This window comes from Pantoea sp. C2G6 (assembly GCF_051336815.1).
Taxonomy (GTDB): Bacteria; Pseudomonadota; Gammaproteobacteria; order Enterobacterales; family Enterobacteriaceae; genus Pantoea.
Genome location: NZ_JBGMNJ010000017.1, coordinates 25,196 through 43,118, shown reverse-complemented (window position 1 = coordinate 43,118; position 17,923 = coordinate 25,196). Strand labels below are relative to the sequence as shown.

At 57.7% G+C, this 17,923-nt stretch carries 14 protein-coding genes; 3 read left to right on the top strand and 11 right to left on the bottom strand.

Translation table 11 applies throughout. The features are described 5' to 3' along the window. Positions 1 to 11: 11 nt before the first annotated feature. Complete coding sequence (gene cysD, locus ACCW71_RS18250; protein ID WP_436373837.1) at positions 12 to 920, bottom strand: sulfate adenylyltransferase subunit CysD; 909 nt, start codon at positions 918 to 920, stop codon at positions 12 to 14. Positions 921 to 929: 9 nt separating this feature from the next. Beyond that, entirely contained in the window at positions 930 to 2,345 is a 1,416-nt protein-coding gene (gene cysG / locus ACCW71_RS18245; RefSeq protein ID WP_436373835.1) for a siroheme synthase CysG, read from the bottom strand. Positions 2,346 to 2,719: 374 nt separating this feature from the next. Between cysG and ACCW71_RS18240 the strand changes: the two genes are divergently transcribed. Then, complete coding sequence (locus tag ACCW71_RS18240; protein WP_436373833.1) at positions 2,720 to 3,724, top strand: aminopeptidase; 1,005 nt, start codon at positions 2,720 to 2,722, stop codon at positions 3,722 to 3,724. 9 nt (positions 3,725 to 3,733) lie between these two features. Next, complete coding sequence (locus ACCW71_RS18235; RefSeq protein WP_436373831.1) at positions 3,734 to 4,018, top strand: YciI family protein; 285 nt, start codon at positions 3,734 to 3,736, stop codon at positions 4,016 to 4,018. Between the two features lie 47 nt (positions 4,019 to 4,065). Here the strand turns inward: ACCW71_RS18235 and ACCW71_RS18230 are convergent, their stop codons facing one another. The 3 genes from ACCW71_RS18230 to cysJ are packed head-to-tail and all read right to left on the bottom strand — an operon-like array spanning position 4,066 to position 8,326. Continuing rightward, a complete protein-coding gene (locus ACCW71_RS18230; RefSeq protein ID WP_436373829.1) occupies positions 4,066 to 4,800 on the bottom strand; it encodes a phosphoadenylyl-sulfate reductase in 735 nt (244 codons plus the stop codon). Beyond that, positions 4,797 to 6,518 (bottom strand): assimilatory sulfite reductase (NADPH) hemoprotein subunit, encoded by a 1,722-nt coding sequence (gene cysI, locus ACCW71_RS18225; protein WP_436373827.1) that lies wholly within the window; start codon positions 6,516 to 6,518, stop codon positions 4,797 to 4,799. Before cysI ends, ACCW71_RS18230 begins: the two co-directional genes overlap by 4 nt. Beyond that, the gene (gene cysJ, locus ACCW71_RS18220) at positions 6,518 to 8,326 is read right to left on the bottom strand and encodes an NADPH-dependent assimilatory sulfite reductase flavoprotein subunit (RefSeq protein ID WP_436373825.1); all 1,809 of its coding nucleotides are present in this window, start codon (positions 8,324 to 8,326) and stop codon (positions 6,518 to 6,520) included. The genes cysI and cysJ overlap by 1 nt, the downstream gene beginning before the upstream one ends. A 299-nt stretch (positions 8,327 to 8,625) precedes the next feature. On the opposite strand from cysJ, the gene queD reads away from it, so the two are divergent. Next, complete coding sequence (queD, locus tag ACCW71_RS18215) at positions 8,626 to 8,985, top strand: 6-carboxytetrahydropterin synthase QueD (protein ID WP_436373823.1); 360 nt, start codon at positions 8,626 to 8,628, stop codon at positions 8,983 to 8,985. A 67-nt stretch (positions 8,986 to 9,052) separates the two neighbouring features. On the opposite strand, the gene queE is transcribed toward queD, so the two are convergent. The 6 genes from queE to rlmD form a co-directional block, all read right to left on the bottom strand. Continuing rightward, the gene (queE, locus tag ACCW71_RS18210) at positions 9,053 to 9,724 is read right to left on the bottom strand and encodes a 7-carboxy-7-deazaguanine synthase QueE (protein ID WP_436373821.1); all 672 of its coding nucleotides are present in this window, start codon (positions 9,722 to 9,724) and stop codon (positions 9,053 to 9,055) included. A gap of 364 nt (positions 9,725 to 10,088) precedes the next feature. Then, positions 10,089 to 11,384 carry a phosphopyruvate hydratase gene (eno, locus tag ACCW71_RS18205; RefSeq protein WP_436373819.1) on the bottom strand — a complete coding sequence of 432 codons (1,296 nt, stop codon included), beginning with the start codon at positions 11,382 to 11,384 and terminating at the stop codon, positions 10,089 to 10,091. Positions 11,385 to 11,460: 76 nt separating this feature from the next. Continuing rightward, on the bottom strand, positions 11,461 to 13,098 hold the full coding sequence (pyrG, locus tag ACCW71_RS18200) for a glutamine hydrolyzing CTP synthase (protein WP_436373817.1): 1,638 nt from the start codon (positions 13,096 to 13,098) through the stop codon (positions 11,461 to 11,463). Between the two features lie 229 nt (positions 13,099 to 13,327). Further along, the gene (mazG, locus tag ACCW71_RS18195) at positions 13,328 to 14,116 is read right to left on the bottom strand and encodes a nucleoside triphosphate pyrophosphohydrolase (RefSeq protein WP_436373815.1); all 789 of its coding nucleotides are present in this window, start codon (positions 14,114 to 14,116) and stop codon (positions 13,328 to 13,330) included. Positions 14,117 to 14,274: 158 nt separating this feature from the next. Then, the gene (gene relA / locus ACCW71_RS18190; protein WP_436373813.1) at positions 14,275 to 16,506 is read right to left on the bottom strand and encodes a GTP diphosphokinase; all 2,232 of its coding nucleotides are present in this window, start codon (positions 16,504 to 16,506) and stop codon (positions 14,275 to 14,277) included. Between the two features lie 32 nt (positions 16,507 to 16,538). Then, positions 16,539 to 17,855 (bottom strand): 23S rRNA (uracil(1939)-C(5))-methyltransferase RlmD, encoded by a 1,317-nt coding sequence (gene rlmD, locus ACCW71_RS18185; protein ID WP_436373811.1) that lies wholly within the window; start codon positions 17,853 to 17,855, stop codon positions 16,539 to 16,541. Between the last annotated feature and the right edge of the window lie 68 nt (positions 17,856 to 17,923).

Here is a 17,923-nt window from a genome sequence, read left to right as displayed (position 1 = left end):
CTGGCGTCTCCTTAGAAATAACCCTGGCGTTTTTTCAGTTCCATCGAACCGGACTGGTCGCGATCGATCATGCGGCCCTGACGCTCGCTGGTGGTGGAAACCAGCATCTCTTCGATGATCTCCGGCAGCGTCTGCGCTTCCGACTCCACCGCTCCGGTGAGCGGCCAGCAGCCGAGGGTACGGAACCGCACCATCCGCTCGGTGATCTCTTCACCCGGTTGCAGATTAATGCGATCGTCATCGATCATCATCAGCATGCCATCACGCTCCAGCACCGGACGCGGCGCGGCGAGATAGAGCGGCACGATCTCGATATTTTCCAGGAAGATGTACTGCCAGATGTCCAGCTCGGTCCAGTTCGACAGCGGGAAGACGCGGATGCTTTCGCCTTTGTTGATCTGGCCGTTGTAGTTGTGCCACAGCTCAGGACGCTGGTTTTTCGGGTCCCAGCGGTGGAAGCGGTCGCGGAACGAATAGATACGCTCTTTGGCGCGTGACTTCTCTTCGTCACGACGCGCGCCGCCAAAGGCCGCGTCAAAACCATATTTATTCAGCGCCTGCTTCAGCCCTTCGGTTTTCATGATGTCGGTATGTTTGGCGCTGCCGTGGACAAAGGGGTTGATCCCCATCGCCACCCCTTCCGGGTTGCGGTGAACCAGCAGCTCCGCGCCCATCGCTTTCACGGTGCGGTCGCGGAAGGCATACATTTCACGGAATTTCCAGCCGGTATCCACATGCAGTAACGGGAACGGCAGCGTGCCCGGATAAAAGGCTTTACGCGCCAGGTGCAGCATGACTGAAGAGTCTTTGCCGATGGAGTACATCATCACCGGATTGCTGAACTCTGCCGCCACTTCGCGAATAATATGGATACTCTCCGCTTCCAGCTGACGCAGATGAGTGAGTCGTTTTTGGTCCATGATTTTCCCTCAAGCCAGATTGACAACGGCGGACTCACGAGTCCCCTGCTGTGCTGAATGTTGAAACCAGGCGAGTTGCCCGTGCAAATTGACCACTTCTCCAATCACCAGCAGTGCCGGAGTGGGCGCAGAGGCGGCCAGCGCCTCCAGTTGTTCTAAGGTGCCGGTCAGCACCTGCTGATCCTGACGGGTGCCACGACTGATTACCGCCACCGGCGTTGACGGCGCGCGACCGTGCTGAATCAGCGCTTCGCTGATGGCGGCCGCCTTGACGGTGCCCATATAGATCGCCAGCGTCTGCCGTGCGCGCGCCAGTGAGGGCCAGTCGATGTCATCACCATCGGGGCGGCAGTGACCGGTTATAAACATGACGCTCTGGGCATAATCGCGATGGGTCAGCGGGATCCCGGCATAGGCGGTAGCGCCAGCGGCGGCGGTAACGCCCGGCACCACCTGAAACGGAATGCCCGCCTGCTGCGCCGCCTGTAGCTCTTCACCGCCGCGACCAAAGATAAAGGGATCGCCACCTTTAAGGCGCACTACCCGTTTCCCCTTGAGCGCCAGCGTTACCAGCATCTGATTGATCTCATCCTGCGGCACCGAATGCGCGCCCGCCCGTTTGCCGACGCAGATGCGGTCGGCGTCGCGACGCACCAGATCCAGCACCTCGTCGCTCACCAGATGGTCGTAGAGCACCACGTCCGCCAACTGCATCACCTGAAGCCCCCGCAGCGTCAGCAGACCGCTGTCGCCCGGACCGGCCCCCACCAGCGTAATCTCGCCCTGACGGGTCGGCTCCTCCAGCAGTTCGCGATCCAGAGTCCGTTTCGCCTCATCAACGTTTCCGGCTGACATCTGGCTGGCGAACAGGCCGTTAAAAGCCCGCTCCCAGAAACGTCGGCGATCTGACATCCGGCTGAAGCGCTGTTTGACTTTATCGCGCCATTGCCCGGCGACCTCCGCCATCTGACCGAGGCTGGCAGGCAGCAGCGTTTCAATTTTTTCGCGCAGCATCCGCGCCAGCACCGGAGCGGTGCCGCTGGAGGAGATCGCCACCACCAGCGGTGAGCGGTCAACGATAGAGGGGAAGATAAAGGTACATTTGGGCTGGTCATCGACCACGTTCACCAGCTTCTGCCGCGCGTTAGCGGCTTCGAACACCTGCGCGTTAAGCAGGTTATCGTCGGTGGCGGCAATCACCAGAAAGACGCCATCCAGCTGGGCCGGGTCAAATTCGGTCGCCAGCCACTCCAGCTGCTGTTCATCCAGCAGCGCCTGGAGTTCAGGACAGAGTTCACGCGATGCGATCTGAACCCGCGCGCGCGCGCGGCGCAGCAGTTCAATTTTTCGCGCAGCAATATCTCCACCGCCGACAACCAGAACCGGGCGGCCAGAGAGATCGGCAAAAAGAGGCAAATAGTCCACGTTAACCCTGATGTTTTAACTTTGTATTAACGCGACTATACGTCCCGGAGTTTATCCAGTTGAAATGACGAATTGGAATGAGTAGTTACCGAATGGAATAACGGGACCGCAAAGCACAGAACAATTTGATCTTAACAGATGAATTTTAATGGCTTTTTCGTGAGCAGGCTCACATATTAATCAACACCGCTCAGGCAGCAAAAGCAGATAACTGCCCGCTCCAGGCCAGTCTCTCGCTGAAGCGCCCGGCGAGCGCGGCGAATCCCTGATTCTGCGCAGCGTTCACCAGGGCAAAAAGGCTATAATGCGCCCGGCATGACTGGCCCGGAGCCGCACGCTGATCGGCCCCGGATAATATAGAAAAAGGATGCACTATGTTTGGTCCCCTCTGGCTGAGGGTCGCGACAGTTCTGACTGGCGCACTCATTTCCCCGCTGGCACTCGCCAGCCCGCCTGGCCATTTCGCCGAGCAGCAGATCCGGCATATCGCCACCTATTACCCTGGCCGGATGAGCGGCAGTCCGGCGGAACTGATGGCGGCTGATTATCTGCGACAGCAATTCAGCGCGCTCGGTTTTAAGACCAATACCCGCCAGTTCAACACCGGCTATCACTGGCAGGAAGAGGATGGCTCGTTACGCTGGCACAAGCTAACGGCCACCTCAGTGATTGCGGCGCAGGCGGGCAGCGTGCCGCAGGAGATCCTGATCGTCGCGCATCTGGATACCTGGACGCCGCAGAACAGCAGCGAGTCCCATCGCAACCTCGGCGGTCTGCGCTTGCAGGGCGTTGATGATAACGCCTCCGGGCTGGGGGTGATGCTGGAACTGGCGCAGCAGCTGAGCCGGAAACCGCTGCACTACGGCGTGCGCTTTGTGGCGCTGAGCGCCGGCGAGAGCGCGCTGCACGGCATGGAAGACTACGTTGAGCGGATGAGCCAGCGTGAGAAGCAGAACACCCTGCTGGTCGTCGACCTGAACAGCTTGATCACCGGCGAACGCCTCTATTTTGACAGCGGCGTAAATACGCCGCTGCCGGTGCGTAAGCAGACCCGCGATCGCGCCCTGTCACTGGCTCGCCAGCTCGGGATCGCCGCTGCCACGCATCGTCAGAACCCCAAAGGGCTTAACGCATTCGACAGCGCCGGTTTTCCGCTGCTGGATGTCACCGCCAGCAGCGGGACGCCGGGCAGCAAAGAGGGCGAACCGCAGCGTCATCGCAGCCGCCACTTTCCAGAGGGCACCACCCGCCATCAGACTGACCGGGATAATCTGAGCTATCTTGACCGCTGGCTGCCCGGCCAGATCACGCAGCGAACCCGCGACTGTGTCAGCGTGCTGCTGCCGCTGCTCAGCGAACTGACCAACCCCCGCGTATAAGGATTGAGTATGTATATTGTTTCTCTCGACTATTTCCGGCCGATAGCAGAGGTGGAAGCGCTGCTGCCCGCCCATATCGCCTGGCTGGATCGCTATTTCGCGGCAGATTTTTTTATTGCCGCAGGACGAAAAGATCCGCGCACCGGCGGGATATTACTGGTCAGGGAGATGGAACGGGAACGGCTGGATGCGCTGCTGGCGGAGGACCCTTTTGTCGCCGTGGCGCACTATGAGGTGACGAAAGTGGATGTCACCCGTGCAGCAGAAAGGTTTGCAGAGTTAAAAGGGATCTAGCCTGGACCGCTCTGCCCGCTGGCTGGCAGAGCGGTCGGATCTGACACTTAACCTTCGTGCAGACCACACTCGCGCTTGAGACCGAAGAAGCGGGTCTCTTCTTCTGCCATACCCGGCTCCCACTTGCGGGTGGTGTGCGTATCGCCCACCGAAAGATAGCCTTCATCCCACAGCGGATGGTACTTCAGCTTATGCTGTTCCAGGTACTGATGAATCTGGCGGTTATCCCAGTCGATAATCGGCAGCAGCTTAAACACACCACGCTGCACGCCCAGCACCGGCAGATTCGCCCGGCTGCCGGACTGGTCGCGGCGCAAACCGGCAAACCAGGTCTGCGCGCCCAGACTTTCGATGGCGCGATTCATCGGCTCGACTTTATTAATCTCATTGTACTTCTCAATCCCCTCGACGCCCTGCTCCCACAGTTTGCCATAGCGCGCTTCCTGCCAGGCCGGTGAGGTTTCGGCGCGAAACACCTTGAGGTTGAGATTGAGCTGGTCCGCCAGCTCATCAATAAAACGATAGGTCTCCGGGAAGAGATAGCCGGTATCGGTCAGGATCACCGGAATATCGGGCTGCTGACGTGTCACCAGATGCAATGACACCGCGGCCTGAATGCCGAAGCTGGAGGAGAGTACATAGGCACCCGGCAGATTCTCCAGCGCCCAGCTGACCCGCTCTTCCGCCGAAGACTTCTCCAGCTGCGCGTTGGTCGCCGCCAGCGCCATCGCGCGCTGGACTTTGGACATCTCATTCAGTGCTGCGAGGTCAGGATGACTCATTTTGCCTCCTCCCAAAAGTCGCGTGCCGGGTCCAGCACCGGCGCAACAATGCCTGCGCGGATGGTGAAGTCACCAAAGCCTTCTGCGGCCTGGCGCTCGGTGGCCCAGCGTCCCACCAGCTCATCAATGGTGGAGAGGATTTCGCTTTCGGTAATGTTTTCACGATACATGCGCGGAATGCGTGTGCCGATGCGGTTTCCGCCCAGGTGCAGGTTGTAGCGGCCTGGCGCTTTGCCCACCAGACCCAGCTCAGCCAGCATGGCACGGCCACAGCCGTTAGGACAACCGGTTACACGTAACACTATGTGCTCATCGCCGACGCCATGCGCGTGCATGATGCCCTCTACTTTGGTCACGAACGCGGGCAGGAAGCGCTCGGCTTCCGCCATCGCCAGCGGACAGGTCGGGAAGGCGACGCAGGCCATCGAGTTTTCACGCTGTGGCGTAACCTGATCCATCAGACCATGTGCGCGGGCAATCGCTTCAATCTGTGCTTTCTCGCTCTCCGGCACGCCCGCCACAATCAGGTTCTGATTGGCGGTCAGGCGGAAATCGCCCTGGTGGATTTTGGCAATTTCGGCGATGCCGCTTTTCAGCGGTCGGCCCGGATAGTCGAGCAGGCGACCATTCTCGATAAACAGCGTCAGGTGCCATTTATTGTCGATGCCCTTGATCCAGCCAATACGATCGCCACGGGTGGTGAACTCATAGGGGCGGATCGGCGCAAACGTCACGCCTGCACGTTTTTCAACTTCCGCTTTAAAGGTCTCGACGCCAACGCGCTCCAGGGTGTACTTGGTTTTGGCGTTTTTACGATCGGTACGGTTCCCCCAGTCGCGCTGGGTCGTCACCACCGCCTCGGCCACGTCGAGGATCTTCTCAACCGGGAAGTAACCAAATTCGCTGGCGGTGCGCGCGTAGGTCGCCTTGTTGCCATGCTCAATCGACAGCCCGCCGCCCACCAGCAGGTTAAAGCCCACCAGCTTGCCGTGCTCAGCCACCGCGATGAAGTTCAGGTCGTTGGCGTGCAGATCCACATCGTTATGCGGCGGGATCACCACGGTAGTTTTAAACTTACGCGGCAGATAGGTCTCACCGAGGATCGGCTCTTCGTCAGTGGTCGCCACTTTCTCCTGATCCCACCAGATCTCCGCATAGGCGCGGGTGCGTGGCAGCAGATGCTCAGAGAGTTTCTTCGCCCACTCGTAGGCTTCCTGATGCAGTTCGGACTCCACCGGGTTGGAGGTACAGAGTACGTTACGGTTCACATCGTTGGCGGTCGCCAGCGCGTCCAGCCCCACTTCGTGCAGCATCTGGTGCGTCGGCTTCACGTTCTTTTTCAGAATGCCGTGAAACTGGAAGGTCTGACGGTTAGTCAGACGGATGCTGCCATAAATAGTTTTGTCGGTGGCAAATTTGTCGATGGCCAGCCACTGGGTCGGCGTAATGATGCCGCCCGGCAGTCGGCAGCGCAGCATCATGGCGTGGCGCGGCTCCAGCTTCTGCTCCGCACGTTCGGCACGGATGTCGCGATCGTCCTGCTGGTACATGCCGTGGAAACGGATCAGCAGGAAGTTGTCGCCGGTAAAGCCGCCGGTCAGACCCTCTTCCAGATCTTCTTTGATGGTGCCGCGCAGATAGTTGCTCTGCTTCTTCAGACGCTCAGCGTCCGTTAATTTGCCTTCAACAACCAGCGGTCCAGGGTGTTTGTCACTCATTAGTAAACGTCTCGCTGATAACGGCGCTCAATGCGCAGCTCACTTAAAAATTCGTCGGCCGCTTCACGATCCATTCCGCCGTGTTCGACCACCACATCGAGCAAAGCCTGCTCGACGTCTTTCGCCATCCGATTGGCGTCGCCACAGACATACAGATGCGCGCCCTCTTCGATCCAGCGCCACACTTCCGCCCCTCTGGCGCGGATCTTATCCTGTACGTAAATCTTCTCAGCCTGATCGCGTGACCAGGCGAGATCGATATGGGTCAGCAGGCCATCTTTGACATATTTCTGCCACTCCACCTGATAGAGAAAATCGTCGGTGAAATGCGGATTGCCGAAGAACAGCCAGTTTTTGCCGCTGGCACCGTCGTTATCGCGCTGCTGCATAAAGGCGCGGAACGGCGCGATGCCGGTGCCCGGTCCAATCATAATCACCGGCGCGTCAGGATTGGCGGGCAGGCGGAAGTTATCGTTATGCTCGATAAACACCCGCACTTCCCCCTCTTCTTCGATGCGATCGGCCAGCCAGGTCGAAGCCCCGCCGCCGCGCTGACGACCTTCAATATCAAAGCGTACTGCACCAACGGTAATATGCACTTCAGTATCGGTTTCCGCCTGCGAGGAGGCGATGGAGTAGAGGCGCGGCGTCAGCGGACGCAGCAGGCCAGCCAGCTGCTCTGCGCTCAGCTCCGCCGGTGCCAGACGGATCATGTCGACAATCGGATAGCGCTGCGCATACTGTTGCAGCCGGGCTTTATCATCCACCAGCGACAGCAGCTCCGCGTCGCGCGACAGCTGGGCGTAGTTCGCGACAATCTGCGCCGTATTGACCATCAGCTCAAAATGTTTTTGCAGCGCTTCGGCCAGCGGCAGGGTGGTACCCTGAATCTCTACCGGCTCGTCGCCCTTCAGCCAGACCAGCTCCAGCAGTTCGCTGACCAGCGCCGCGTCGTTTTCATACCAGACGCCCAGCGCATCGCCGGGCTGATAGCGCAGACCGGAGTCACCGAGATCGATTTCGATATGGCGCACATCTTTGTCGGAATCACGCCCGGTAATTTTCTGATTCACTGACAGCGCGGCGCTGAGCGGTGATTCTTTAGTATAGGGACTGGTGGTGACTTCATTAACGCTACCGGCTGCCGTGGCAGCGGCCTGCGCCGGCGATTCAGCCGGAACGCGCTGCTTTAAAATCTCTGTCAGCGCGCTGCGCCAGGCGGTGGCCTGCTCGGCATACTCTACGTCGGCATCGACGCGATCCAGCAGCCGCTCAGCGCCCAGCTCGGCCAGCCGGTTATCAAAATCTTTACCCGCCTGGCTGAAGAATTCATAAGAGGTGTCGCCGAGACCAAAGACCGCAAAGGCGGCACCGGCCATTTTCGGCGCTTTTTTCGACATCAGAAATTTATGCAGCGCGACAGCCTCTTCCGGCGGTTCGCCTTCGCCCTGGGTGGAGGTGACCACCACCAGCATTTTCTCCTGACCGATCTGTTTGAACTTGTAATCCCCGGCATTCACCAGGTTGACGTTCAGCTTCGCGGCCAGCAGATCATCGCGCAGCTGCTCGGCCAGACGGCGGGCGTTGCCGGTCTGTGACGCAGAGAGCAGCGTAATAGCGGGCGCTTCGGCGGCGACCGGCGCTGGCGCAGTGGCCACGGCGCTACCCGGCGTCTGTTCTACCCTGCCCCAGAAATAACCTGACAGCCACGCCAGTTGAGTCGGGGAATAATCTGTCGTCGCCGCCTGTAAGCGAGCGAGTTGCTCCGGGGAGAGCGGAAGCATTGAACCTGGGGCCTGAGTCGTCATCGCGTTAAAAATTCCAGTATCAGAAGTCCGGACCGTAAAGTGGCGGAAGAGTACGTAGGTTACCGGTCTGTATATTAACGATTAAATACACCTTCGACATATCAAATAACCAAAATGACTAAATGGTTTTTCAGGTAGGGTTAATCGACAAAAGTGGTAAGCAAAGCGGCGATATATCAGTTAATTAGCTGTTACCCGGCAGGCTGGCGGGAGACAAAAGGCGCGCCCGGTGCTGAACGGGTGCGAAAAAAGCGGTTATCAGGTAGAATCCAGCGGTTTTTTAATGTCTGAGAACCACTATGTCTACCACCTTGTTTAAAGAGTTCCAGTTCGAAGCCGCGCACCATCTTCCTCATGTGCCGGCCGGACACAAATGCGGCCGCCTGCACGGTCATTCGTTTCTGGTGCGTCTGGAAATTACCGGCGAAGTGGATGCGCATACCGGTTGGGTCATGGATTTTGCTGAACTGAAAGCGGCCTTTAAGCCGGTTTACGATCGGCTTGACCACTACTATCTGAATGATATTCCTGGCCTGGAAAATCCCACCAGCGAAGTGCTGGCAAAGTGGATCTGGGAGCAGATGAAGCCGAAGCTGCCGCTGTTAAGCGCGGTGATGATCAAAGAAACCTGCACTGCCGGCTGCGTTTACCGCGGCTAACGCTGTCGGATCGAATCCCTCGATCCGACACCCTTCTCTCTGCTGGCGGACGTGCTGCCGCTGCGCATCAGGCGATATTCAGATACTTATGGGTCTGCATCGACAGACGCCAGTTACGGGCAATGCAGGTCTCAATGCAGAGCCGGGTCGCGTCATCTTTACGGCTAATCGGCTGTAGCGCGATGATGCGCGATTTGCTGTCATTAATGCCAGCCAGCAGCTGATCCAGCGCCTCCACATCACGCTGGCGAGCGACCGGATGCTTGATCTCATCTGCCCGGTTCAGCGCCTGCGGCAGCACATCGTAGCCGCCACGCATATTAACCTTCGGCGAAACCGTCACCCAGGTCTGTTCGGAACAGCGAATCTCATGGGTGCCGCTGGTCTCAATCTGGCACTGAAAACCCTGCTGCTCCAGCATGGTGGTTAGCGGACGCAGATCGTAAATCGCCGGTTCACCGCCGGTGATCACCACATGACGCGCGGTCCAGCCCTGCTGCTCAATGGCGTGAAGCAGAGTCGATGCGTCGGCATCGCCCCAGGCGTCACTCTCCACCGTCTTGATCAAAATATCGCCCAGCGACGTCTCCCGATCTGCCCGCTTTTCCCAGGTGTGTTTGGTATCGCACCAGCTACAGCCCACCGGACACCCCTGTAAACGGATGAAGATGGCAGGCACGCCGGTGTAATAACCTTCGCCCTGGAGCGTCTGGAACATTTCGTTAATCGGGTATTGCATTACGGACTCGCTAGAAAAAAACAGGGCGCTGATTATGGCAGATTTATCGCGCAGCTCAACCTCGTGTTGTGCCTTTTGCCCCCGCTAAACCCTGGCCGGTAACAGCCAAAGCCGCGCAAGGGACAAAATTTTTGAACAACGCAAAGCGTTGGCCCGTTAACGGGCGCACCTCAGGGATGAGGTGCGTAATCGCGCGGGCCGGGCTGGCAGGGATGCCGCTTTTGCGTCTTTGCGATCGGGCCTTGCCATCCGCGGCGGCACGGCCCCACCAACAAAGCAGCACCGTTTACCAACAAAAAGCCCCGCACAAGGCGGGGCTTCAGAAGCCGGTGATGTCACTTAGCGCGACATCAACGCGCGGTCATTACTGACCTTTAACTTCTTTCAGACCGTTGAATGGCGCTTTTGAACCCAGCGCTTCTTCGATACGGATCAGCTGGTTGTACTTAGCAACACGGTCAGAACGGCTCATTGAACCGGTTTTGATCTGGCCCGCTGCGGTACCTACCGCCAGGTCAGCGATGGTCGCATCTTCGGTTTCGCCTGAACGGTGAGAGATCACGGCAGTGTAGCCCGCGTCTTTCGCCATTTTGATCGCTGCCAGAGTTTCGGTCAGAGAACCGATCTGGTTGAATTTGATCAGAATGGAGTTAGCGATACCTTTATCGATACCTTCTTTCAGGATCTTGGTGTTGGTCACGAACAGGTCGTCACCCACCAGCTGGATTTTGTCGCCCAGCACTTTGGTCTGGTAAGCGAAGCCATCCCAGTCAGATTCGTCCAGGCCATCTTCGATAGAAACGATCGGATACTGCTTAGTCAGATCTTCCAGGAAGTGGGTGAACTCTTCAGAAGTGAACGCTTTACCACCTTCACCGGCCAGAACGTATTTGCCATCTTTGTAGAACTCAGAGGCCGCACAGTCCATCGCCAGGGTGATGTCTTTGCCCAGCTCGTAACCTGCTGCTTTTACCGCTTCCGCGATAACAGCCAGTGCTTCGGCGTTAGAACCCAGGTTTGGCGCATAGCCACCTTCGTCACCAACAGCGGTGTTCATGCCTTTGCTTTTCAGCACTTTCGCCAGGTTGTGGAATACTTCAGAACCCATGCGGATCGCTTCTTTCACGCTTGAAGCGCCAACTGGCTGGATCATGAACTCCTGGATGTCGACGTTGTTGTCGGCATGCTCGCCACCGTTGATGATGTTCATCATTGGCAGTGGCATAGAGTATTTGCCTGGGGTGCCGTTCAGTTCAGCGATGTGCTCATACAGTGGCTGACCTTTAGAGGCCGCAGCCGCTTTCGCCGCCGCCAGTGAAACCGCCAGAATGGCGTTAGCACCGAATTTAGATTTGTTCTCAGTACCGTCCAGGTCGATCATGATTTTATCGATGTTCGCCTGATCTTTCGCGTCTTTGCCTTTTACCGCTTCAGCAATCGGACCGTTTACCGCAGCAACGGCTTTAGTTACGCCTTTGCCCAGGAAACGTGATTTGTCACCGTCACGCAGTTCCAGCGCTTCGCGTGAACCGGTAGAGGCACCTGATGGCGCGGCAGCCAGACCCACGAAACCGCCTTCCAGATGCACTTCAGCTTCAACAGTCGGGTTACCACGTGAGTCGATAATTTCGCGACCGATGACTTTTACGATTTTGGACATTACGATTTTCCTCAGTACAAGTTAGTCAATCCTAAGACAAACAACGCGCGAAAAGTTCGCGCGCTGCTTGAGAAACTTACTTCGCTAAACGCTTCTGATGCTCCTGCGCGGCTTTAACAAAGCCGGCAAACAGCGGATGGCCATCGCGTGGGGTCGAGGTAAACTCAGGGTGGAACTGGCAGGCCACAAACCACGGATGGTTCGGCAGCTCGATAATCTCAACCAGTTGATCATCACCAGAGCGACCTGCTACGCGCAGACCGGCTGCTTCAATCTGCTTTAACAGCATATTGTTTACTTCATAGCGGTGACGATGGCGTTCAACGATGGTGTCACTGCCATACAGCTGGTGAACCAGGCTGCCTGGGGTCAGCTGACACTGCTGGCTGCCGAGGCGCATGGTGCCGCCCAGATCGCTCTGCTCGCTGCGTACTTCAACGTTGCCATTTTCGTCACGCCATTCGGTGATTAACGCCACCACCGGGTATTTACAGTCTGGCACAAATTCCGTGGAGTTGGCGTCCGCCATCCCCGCGACGTGGCGGGCAAACTCCATCAGCGCCACCTGCATACCCAGACAGATACCGAGATAAGGCACGTTGTTTTCACGGGCGTACTGCGCCGTCATCAGCTTGCCTTCAACACCACGGTAACCGAAACCGCCTGGGATCAGAATCGCATCCAGATCTTTCAGTAATTCGACACCGCGGGATTCCACATCCTGCGAATCGATCAGCTTGATATTCACAGTCACACGGTTTTTCAGGCCACCGTGCTTCAGCGCCTCAATCACCGACTTATAGGCATCCGGTAATTCAACATACTTGCCCACCATCCCGATGGTGATCTCACCGCCTGGATTAGCTTCCTGATAAATCACCTGCTCCCACTCGGCCAGATTGGCTTCCGGGGCGTTCAGATTGAAACGCTTGCAGATATAGTCATCCAGGCCCTGCGATTTCAGCATGCCTGGGATCTTGTAGATGGAATCAACGTCCTTCAGCGAGATAACCGCTTTTTCCGGCACGTTACAGAACAGGGCGATCTTGGCGCGTTCGTTGGCCGGTACGGCACGGTCAGAACGGCAAATCAGCACGTCTGGCTGGATACCAATCGACAGCAGCTCTTTCACCGAGTGCTGAGTCGGTTTGGTTTTCACTTCACCGGCAGCGGCCATGTAAGGCACCAGCGTCAGGTGCATATACATGGTGTGTTCGCGACCCACATCCACGGCCATCTGGCGAATCGCTTCCAGGAACGGCAGTGATTCAATATCCCCTACCGTGCCGCCGATTTCGACCAGCACCACATCATGACCTTCACCGCCTTCAATAATGCGCTCTTTGATGGCGTTGGTGATGTGCGGGATAACCTGAATGGTGGCGCCCAGATAGTCGCCGCGGCGCTCTTTGCGCAGCACTTCTGAGTAGATACGGCCAGTGGTGAAGTTGTTACGACGCGACATTTTGGTGCGGATGAAGCGCTCATAGTGACCCAAATCGAGATCGGTTTCGGCCCCATCGTCAGTGACGAAAACTTCACCGTGCTGCGTCGGGCTCATGGTGCCCGGATCGACGTTGATATACGGGTCCAGCTTCATGATGGTCACGTTCAGACCACGGGCTTCGAGAATGGCTGCGAGGGAGGCGGCGGCAATGCCTTTACCCAGAGAGGATACGACCCCGCCGGTCACAAAAATATAATTCGTTGTCATGCTGAACCTGAGAGTTTAGGTTTAAAGACGGTGGAATAACCAGGACGGGAAAACAGTATACTGGAAACCGCTATCAGCCACAATTGATGAATCATTGCCATCCTCCAACGCATTGCCGCGACTAACATAGCGGATAGCCGTGAATGAAATGTTGATGTGCGTCACAAAGTTGTCGCCGCGCTGAATCGTGTAAGCGCAAGCGACGACTTTATGCGCAGCGCTGGAATAATCAGCACTTCTCGCCCGATTTGACCTGCTGCCAGGCCGCTTCCATCTGCTCCAGCGTGGCGCCTGGCATGCTCAGCCCCTGCGCGGCGATGATCGCTTCAACCTGACGGAAGCGGCGCTCGAACTTGTCATTCGCCTTTTGCAGTGCGGTTTCCGCTTTGCTGCCAAGATGACGCGACAGGTTCACCGTGGCGAACAGCAGATCGCCAATCTCCTCTTCCAGCTTCTCCTCGTCCACCACGCTCTGCTGCGCTTCGTGCATCACTTCATCGATCTCTTCATGCACTTTCGCCACCACCGGCCCCAGCGTGGTCCAGTCGAAGCCGACGTTGTGACAACGCTTCTGGATCTTGTGGGCGCGCATCAGCGCCGGCAGTGCGCGGGGAATGTCATCCAGCGCCGAATGCTGCGCCTTATCGGCCCGCTCAGCGCTTTTTATCGCCTCCCAGTTTTTCAGCACCTCGCTGCTGGTTTCCGCGGTGGCGTCGCCAAAAATATGGGGATGACGGCGCTCCAGCTTGTCGCTGATGGCGTGGCAAATATCCTCAAAGTTAAAGCGATCCTGCTCGCTGGCCATCTGCGCGTAAAACACCACCTGAAACAGCAGGTCGCCCAGTTCGCCGCGCAGATCGTCAAAATCTTCGCGCTGAATGGCGTCCAGCACTTCATAGGTCTCTTCCAGCGTATAGGGCGCGATGGTGGCGAAGGTCTGCTCGCGATCCCACGGACAGCCGTGTTGCGGATCGCGCAGCGTTTTCATTATGCCCAGCAGGCGCTCAATAGCGTTCATTCAGGAGGGTCCTTTGCGTTTGGAATTCAGGAGACAGGACGCGGGCACGAAAAGCGATGCGCGCCCTGCCGGCGCCATAAATGGTGCCCGGCAGGACGACCAGAGAGACTCTCCGCGCAACCGCATCCCTGTCAGTTGCATGACTGCCTGCATGATGACTAGTGCAGGCGGCGGGCGTCAATAATATCAGAGACCTGATTCAGCCGCGCCAGTACGCGACCCAGCACCTGATGGTTGTAGATCTCAATATCCATATCGATGGTCGCCAGCTGCTTTTTGGTGTCACTGCGGCTTGAGACGCCCAGCACATTGACCTTCTCGTTGGCGAGAATGGTGGTGATGTCGCGCAGTAAGCCGCTGCGATCGTTGGCGGTGACGCGCACCACCAGCGAGTAACCGCTGGAGTAGCTCTCGCCCCACACCGCATCGACGATCCGTTCCGGCGCGTGCGAAATCAGTTCAGCCAGCTGGTCACAGTCGGCGCGGTGAATCGAGATGCCGCGCCCCTGGGTGATAAAGCCAACAATATCGTCGCCCGGAATCGGCTGGCAGCAGCGGGCGATGTGATGCATCAGGTTGCCCACGCCTTCCACCACCACCCGGCCGCTCTCTTTGCGCGACGGCGGCGTGTAAGATTTCTGGGTCAGCTGACGCAGCGCTTCACGATCTTCCTCTTCGGCGCTCGGCTTGTTCAGCTTCGCCTGAAGGAAATTGACCATCTGGTTAAGGCGAATATCGCCGCCGCCAATCGCCGCCAGCAGCTCCTCCAGCGAGGTGACGTTGTAGCGCGGCAGCAGCAGTTTTTCCGCTTCACGCAGGCTGATGTCCAGCTGATTCAGTTCGTTATCCAGAATCTGGCGGCCCGCGATAATGTTCTTGTCGCGATCCTGCTTACGGAACCAGTTGTGGATCTTCGAGCGGCCGCGGCTGGTGGTGATATAGCCGAGATTCGGATTGAGCCAGTCGCGGCTCGGGTTCGGCTGCTTCTGGGTGATCACCTCAACCTGGTCTCCCATCTGCAACTGGTAGGTGAACGGCACGATGCGGCCACCAATTTTCGCGCCGATGCAGCGGTGGCCGATGTCGCTATGGATATGGTAAGCAAAGTCGAGCGGCGTCGAACCGGCGGGCAGATCGACCACGTCGCCTTTCGGCGTAAAGACGTAGACCCGATCGTCAAACACCTGGCTACGCACCTCCTCCAGCAATTCGCCGGAGTCCGCCATCTCTTCCTGCCAGCTGATCAGCTTACGCAGCCAGGCGATGCGCTCTTCATGACCGGCGGCACCGCGCGCGCTGCCCGCGGTGGGGCCCTCTTTATATTTCCAGTGCGCCGCTACGCCCAGCTCGGCATCTTCATGCATCTGGCGGGTACGGATCTGGATCTCCACCGTTTTACCCTGCGGCCCCAGCACCACCGTGTGGATGGACTGATAGCCGTTGGGTTTAGGGTTGGCGACATAGTCATCAAACTCGCTGGGCAGATGGCGGTATAGGGTATGCACTGTGCCCAGCGCGCCATAACAATCCTGTAGACGGTCGGCGACGATACGCACCGCCCGCACGTCAAACAGCTCATCAAAGGCCAGCGACTTCTTCTGCATCTTGCGCCAGATGCTGTAGATATGTTTCGGCCGCCCATAGACTTCGGCACGCACGCCCTCTTTGGCCATCTCTTTGCGCAGGTTGCTGACGAAGTTGTCGATATACTGCTCACGGTCGATGCGCCGCTCATGCAGCAATTTGGCGATGCGCTTATATTCGTCGGGATGGAGGTAGCGGAAGCAGTAATCTTCCAGCTCCCATTTGAGCTGACCAATGCCAAGCCGGTTAGCCAGCGGCGCGTAAATATTGGTGCTCTCTTTGGCGGCCAGTACCCGCTCATCTTCCGGCGCGTCTTTCATTTCGCGCAGGTTCATGATGCGTTCAGCCAGCTTCAGCACCACGCAGCGGAAATCTTCCACCATCGCCAGCAGCATCCGGCGGACATTATCCACCTGCTCCGAGGCCATGGAGTCGTTGTGGATCGCTTTCAGCTGGCGGATGGCGTCCATGTCGCGCACGCCATGCACCAGCGAGACGATCCCTTTGCCGACCGCGGTTTCCAGCTCCTCTTCACTGACGACTTCATCGTTCGCCAGCGGGAAAATCAGCGCCGCGCACAAACTCTCAATATCCATGCTGAGCATCGAGAGGATTTCGACCATCTCAATGCCGCGCCACAGCAGCAACGATTGTTCAGGGTGGCCCTGAGTTTGCGCTTCACAGTAGCGCCAGGTATCGGCGACACGTTGACATGATTGCGGGTTAGCAATACCGAGACTGGCGATCCACTGGTCGAGGGCGAAATCCCCCTCAGTATTTAAATGCGCACTTCTGACCGCAACCATAATCTCTCCTGCACCACGACGTAGCCCATCGCTTATGTTTTTCTGAACAGCACCATGGATTCGAGATGACGGGTATGAGGAAACATATCCAGCATCGCGACCCTTTCCAATTGGTAGCCCGCTGACAGCAATGTCTGGCTGTCGCGCGCGAGTGTGGCTGGATTACACGACACATAGACGACGCGGTGCGGTGCAAGTTTAACCACATGCGCCATCACACCCGCCGCCCCGGCGCGCGCCGGATCGAGTAATACCTTGTTAAACCCCTGTGCCGCCCACGGCTGGCCCGACACATCTTCCTCCAGATTATGCTGGAAAAAGCTGACATTTTTAAGATTATTCAAATCAGCATTATACGCTGCCTGCCGCACTAATGCTGCTACCCCCTCCACACCAACCACATTTTGTACGAATAATCCTACAGGTAATGTGAAGTTTCCCATGCCGCAAAACAGGTCCAGTACCCGGTCTTCCGGTTGCAGATCGAGCCAGGCTATCGCCTGCGCCACCATCTGCTGGTTAACCGCATCGTTAACCTGAATAAAGTCCTGTGGGCTGAAGGTTAGCTTAAGTTGATGAGATTGGTAAAACGGCGTCGCCGCCGTGACCGGTGTTAACGATCCCGTGCCCTCATCCAGTAACAGCATGAGCTGATGCTTATGCGAAAACTGTTCCAGTTTTTCACGATCGTCCGCTGATAACGCATCAAGATGGCGCAGCACCATCAGCGGGCCATTGTCCGCCAGCACCAGCTCCACATGGCCGAGACGCCTGACAGCCTGTAACCCACTCAGGCAGTGGTGCAGCGGCAGCAGCAATGCCTCCAGTTCGGGCACCAGAATGGGGCACTGCTGAATATCGACCAGATCGTTGCTCGCTTCCTGACGAAATCCCATCAGCAACCGCTGCGATCTGTTGTGCCATTGCAGACCGAGCCGGGCGCGGCGGCGATAGCCCCAGGGCTGACCGGCGATCACTTCATCCACCGCCACCGGCTGGCCGGCGGCCTGACTCAGCATCCGGCTCAGCGCCTGGGCTTTGCTCTGCTGTTGCAGCGGCTCAGCCACATGCTGCTGCTGGCAGCCGCCGCAGCGCGTGTAGTGCGGGCAGCGCGGCGTCACGCGCGCCGGACTATGGCTGAGCAGCCGTGTCACTTTCGCCCGGGCAAAATGACGTTTATCCTCTGTCAGCGTGATTTCCGCCTCTTCACCCGGCAGCGCACCGGTGACAAACAGGGTTTTGCCCTTGTGACGCGCCACGCCCTGACCAAAGGGATCAAGCTCTTCAATGGTGACTGTCAGCCGTTGTTGCCTCGTCACGCGCTGTTTTGCAGCGTAAAATTGCGCCATAGTGTGATAATTCTCTTTACTGAAAACGATGTGCACCGATTTGCCGACAGAATGCACAGGGACGTTAA

Excerpts from the sequence above, each read along its gene's own strand:
- cysD (WP_436373837.1), bottom strand. The coding sequence starts at position 920 with ATGGACCAAAAACGACTCACTCATCTGCGTCAGCTGGAAGCGGAGAGT.
- ACCW71_RS18240 (WP_436373833.1), top strand. The coding sequence starts at position 2,720 with ATGTTTGGTCCCCTCTGGCTGAGGGTCGCGACAGTTCTGACTGGCGCA.
- ACCW71_RS18235 (WP_436373831.1), top strand. The coding sequence starts at position 3,734 with ATGTATATTGTTTCTCTCGACTATTTCCGGCCGATAGCAGAGGTGGAA.
- ACCW71_RS18230 (WP_436373829.1), bottom strand. The coding sequence starts at position 4,800 with ATGAGTCATCCTGACCTCGCAGCACTGAATGAGATGTCCAAAGTCCAG.
- cysI (WP_436373827.1), bottom strand. The coding sequence starts at position 6,518 with ATGAGTGACAAACACCCTGGACCGCTGGTTGTTGAAGGCAAATTAACG.
- cysJ (WP_436373825.1), bottom strand. The coding sequence starts at position 8,326 with ATGACGACTCAGGCCCCAGGTTCAATGCTTCCGCTCTCCCCGGAGCAA.
- queD (WP_436373823.1), top strand. The coding sequence starts at position 8,626 with ATGTCTACCACCTTGTTTAAAGAGTTCCAGTTCGAAGCCGCGCACCAT.
- queE (WP_436373821.1), bottom strand. The coding sequence starts at position 9,724 with ATGCAATACCCGATTAACGAAATGTTCCAGACGCTCCAGGGCGAAGGT.
- eno (WP_436373819.1), bottom strand. The coding sequence starts at position 11,384 with ATGTCCAAAATCGTAAAAGTCATCGGTCGCGAAATTATCGACTCACGT.
- pyrG (WP_436373817.1), bottom strand. The coding sequence starts at position 13,098 with ATGACAACGAATTATATTTTTGTGACCGGCGGGGTCGTATCCTCTCTG.
- mazG (WP_436373815.1), bottom strand. The coding sequence starts at position 14,116 with ATGAACGCTATTGAGCGCCTGCTGGGCATAATGAAAACGCTGCGCGAT.
- relA (WP_436373813.1), bottom strand. The coding sequence starts at position 16,506 with ATGGTTGCGGTCAGAAGTGCGCATTTAAATACTGAGGGGGATTTCGCC.
- rlmD (WP_436373811.1), bottom strand. The coding sequence starts at position 17,855 with ATGGCGCAATTTTACGCTGCAAAACAGCGCGTGACGAGGCAACAACGG.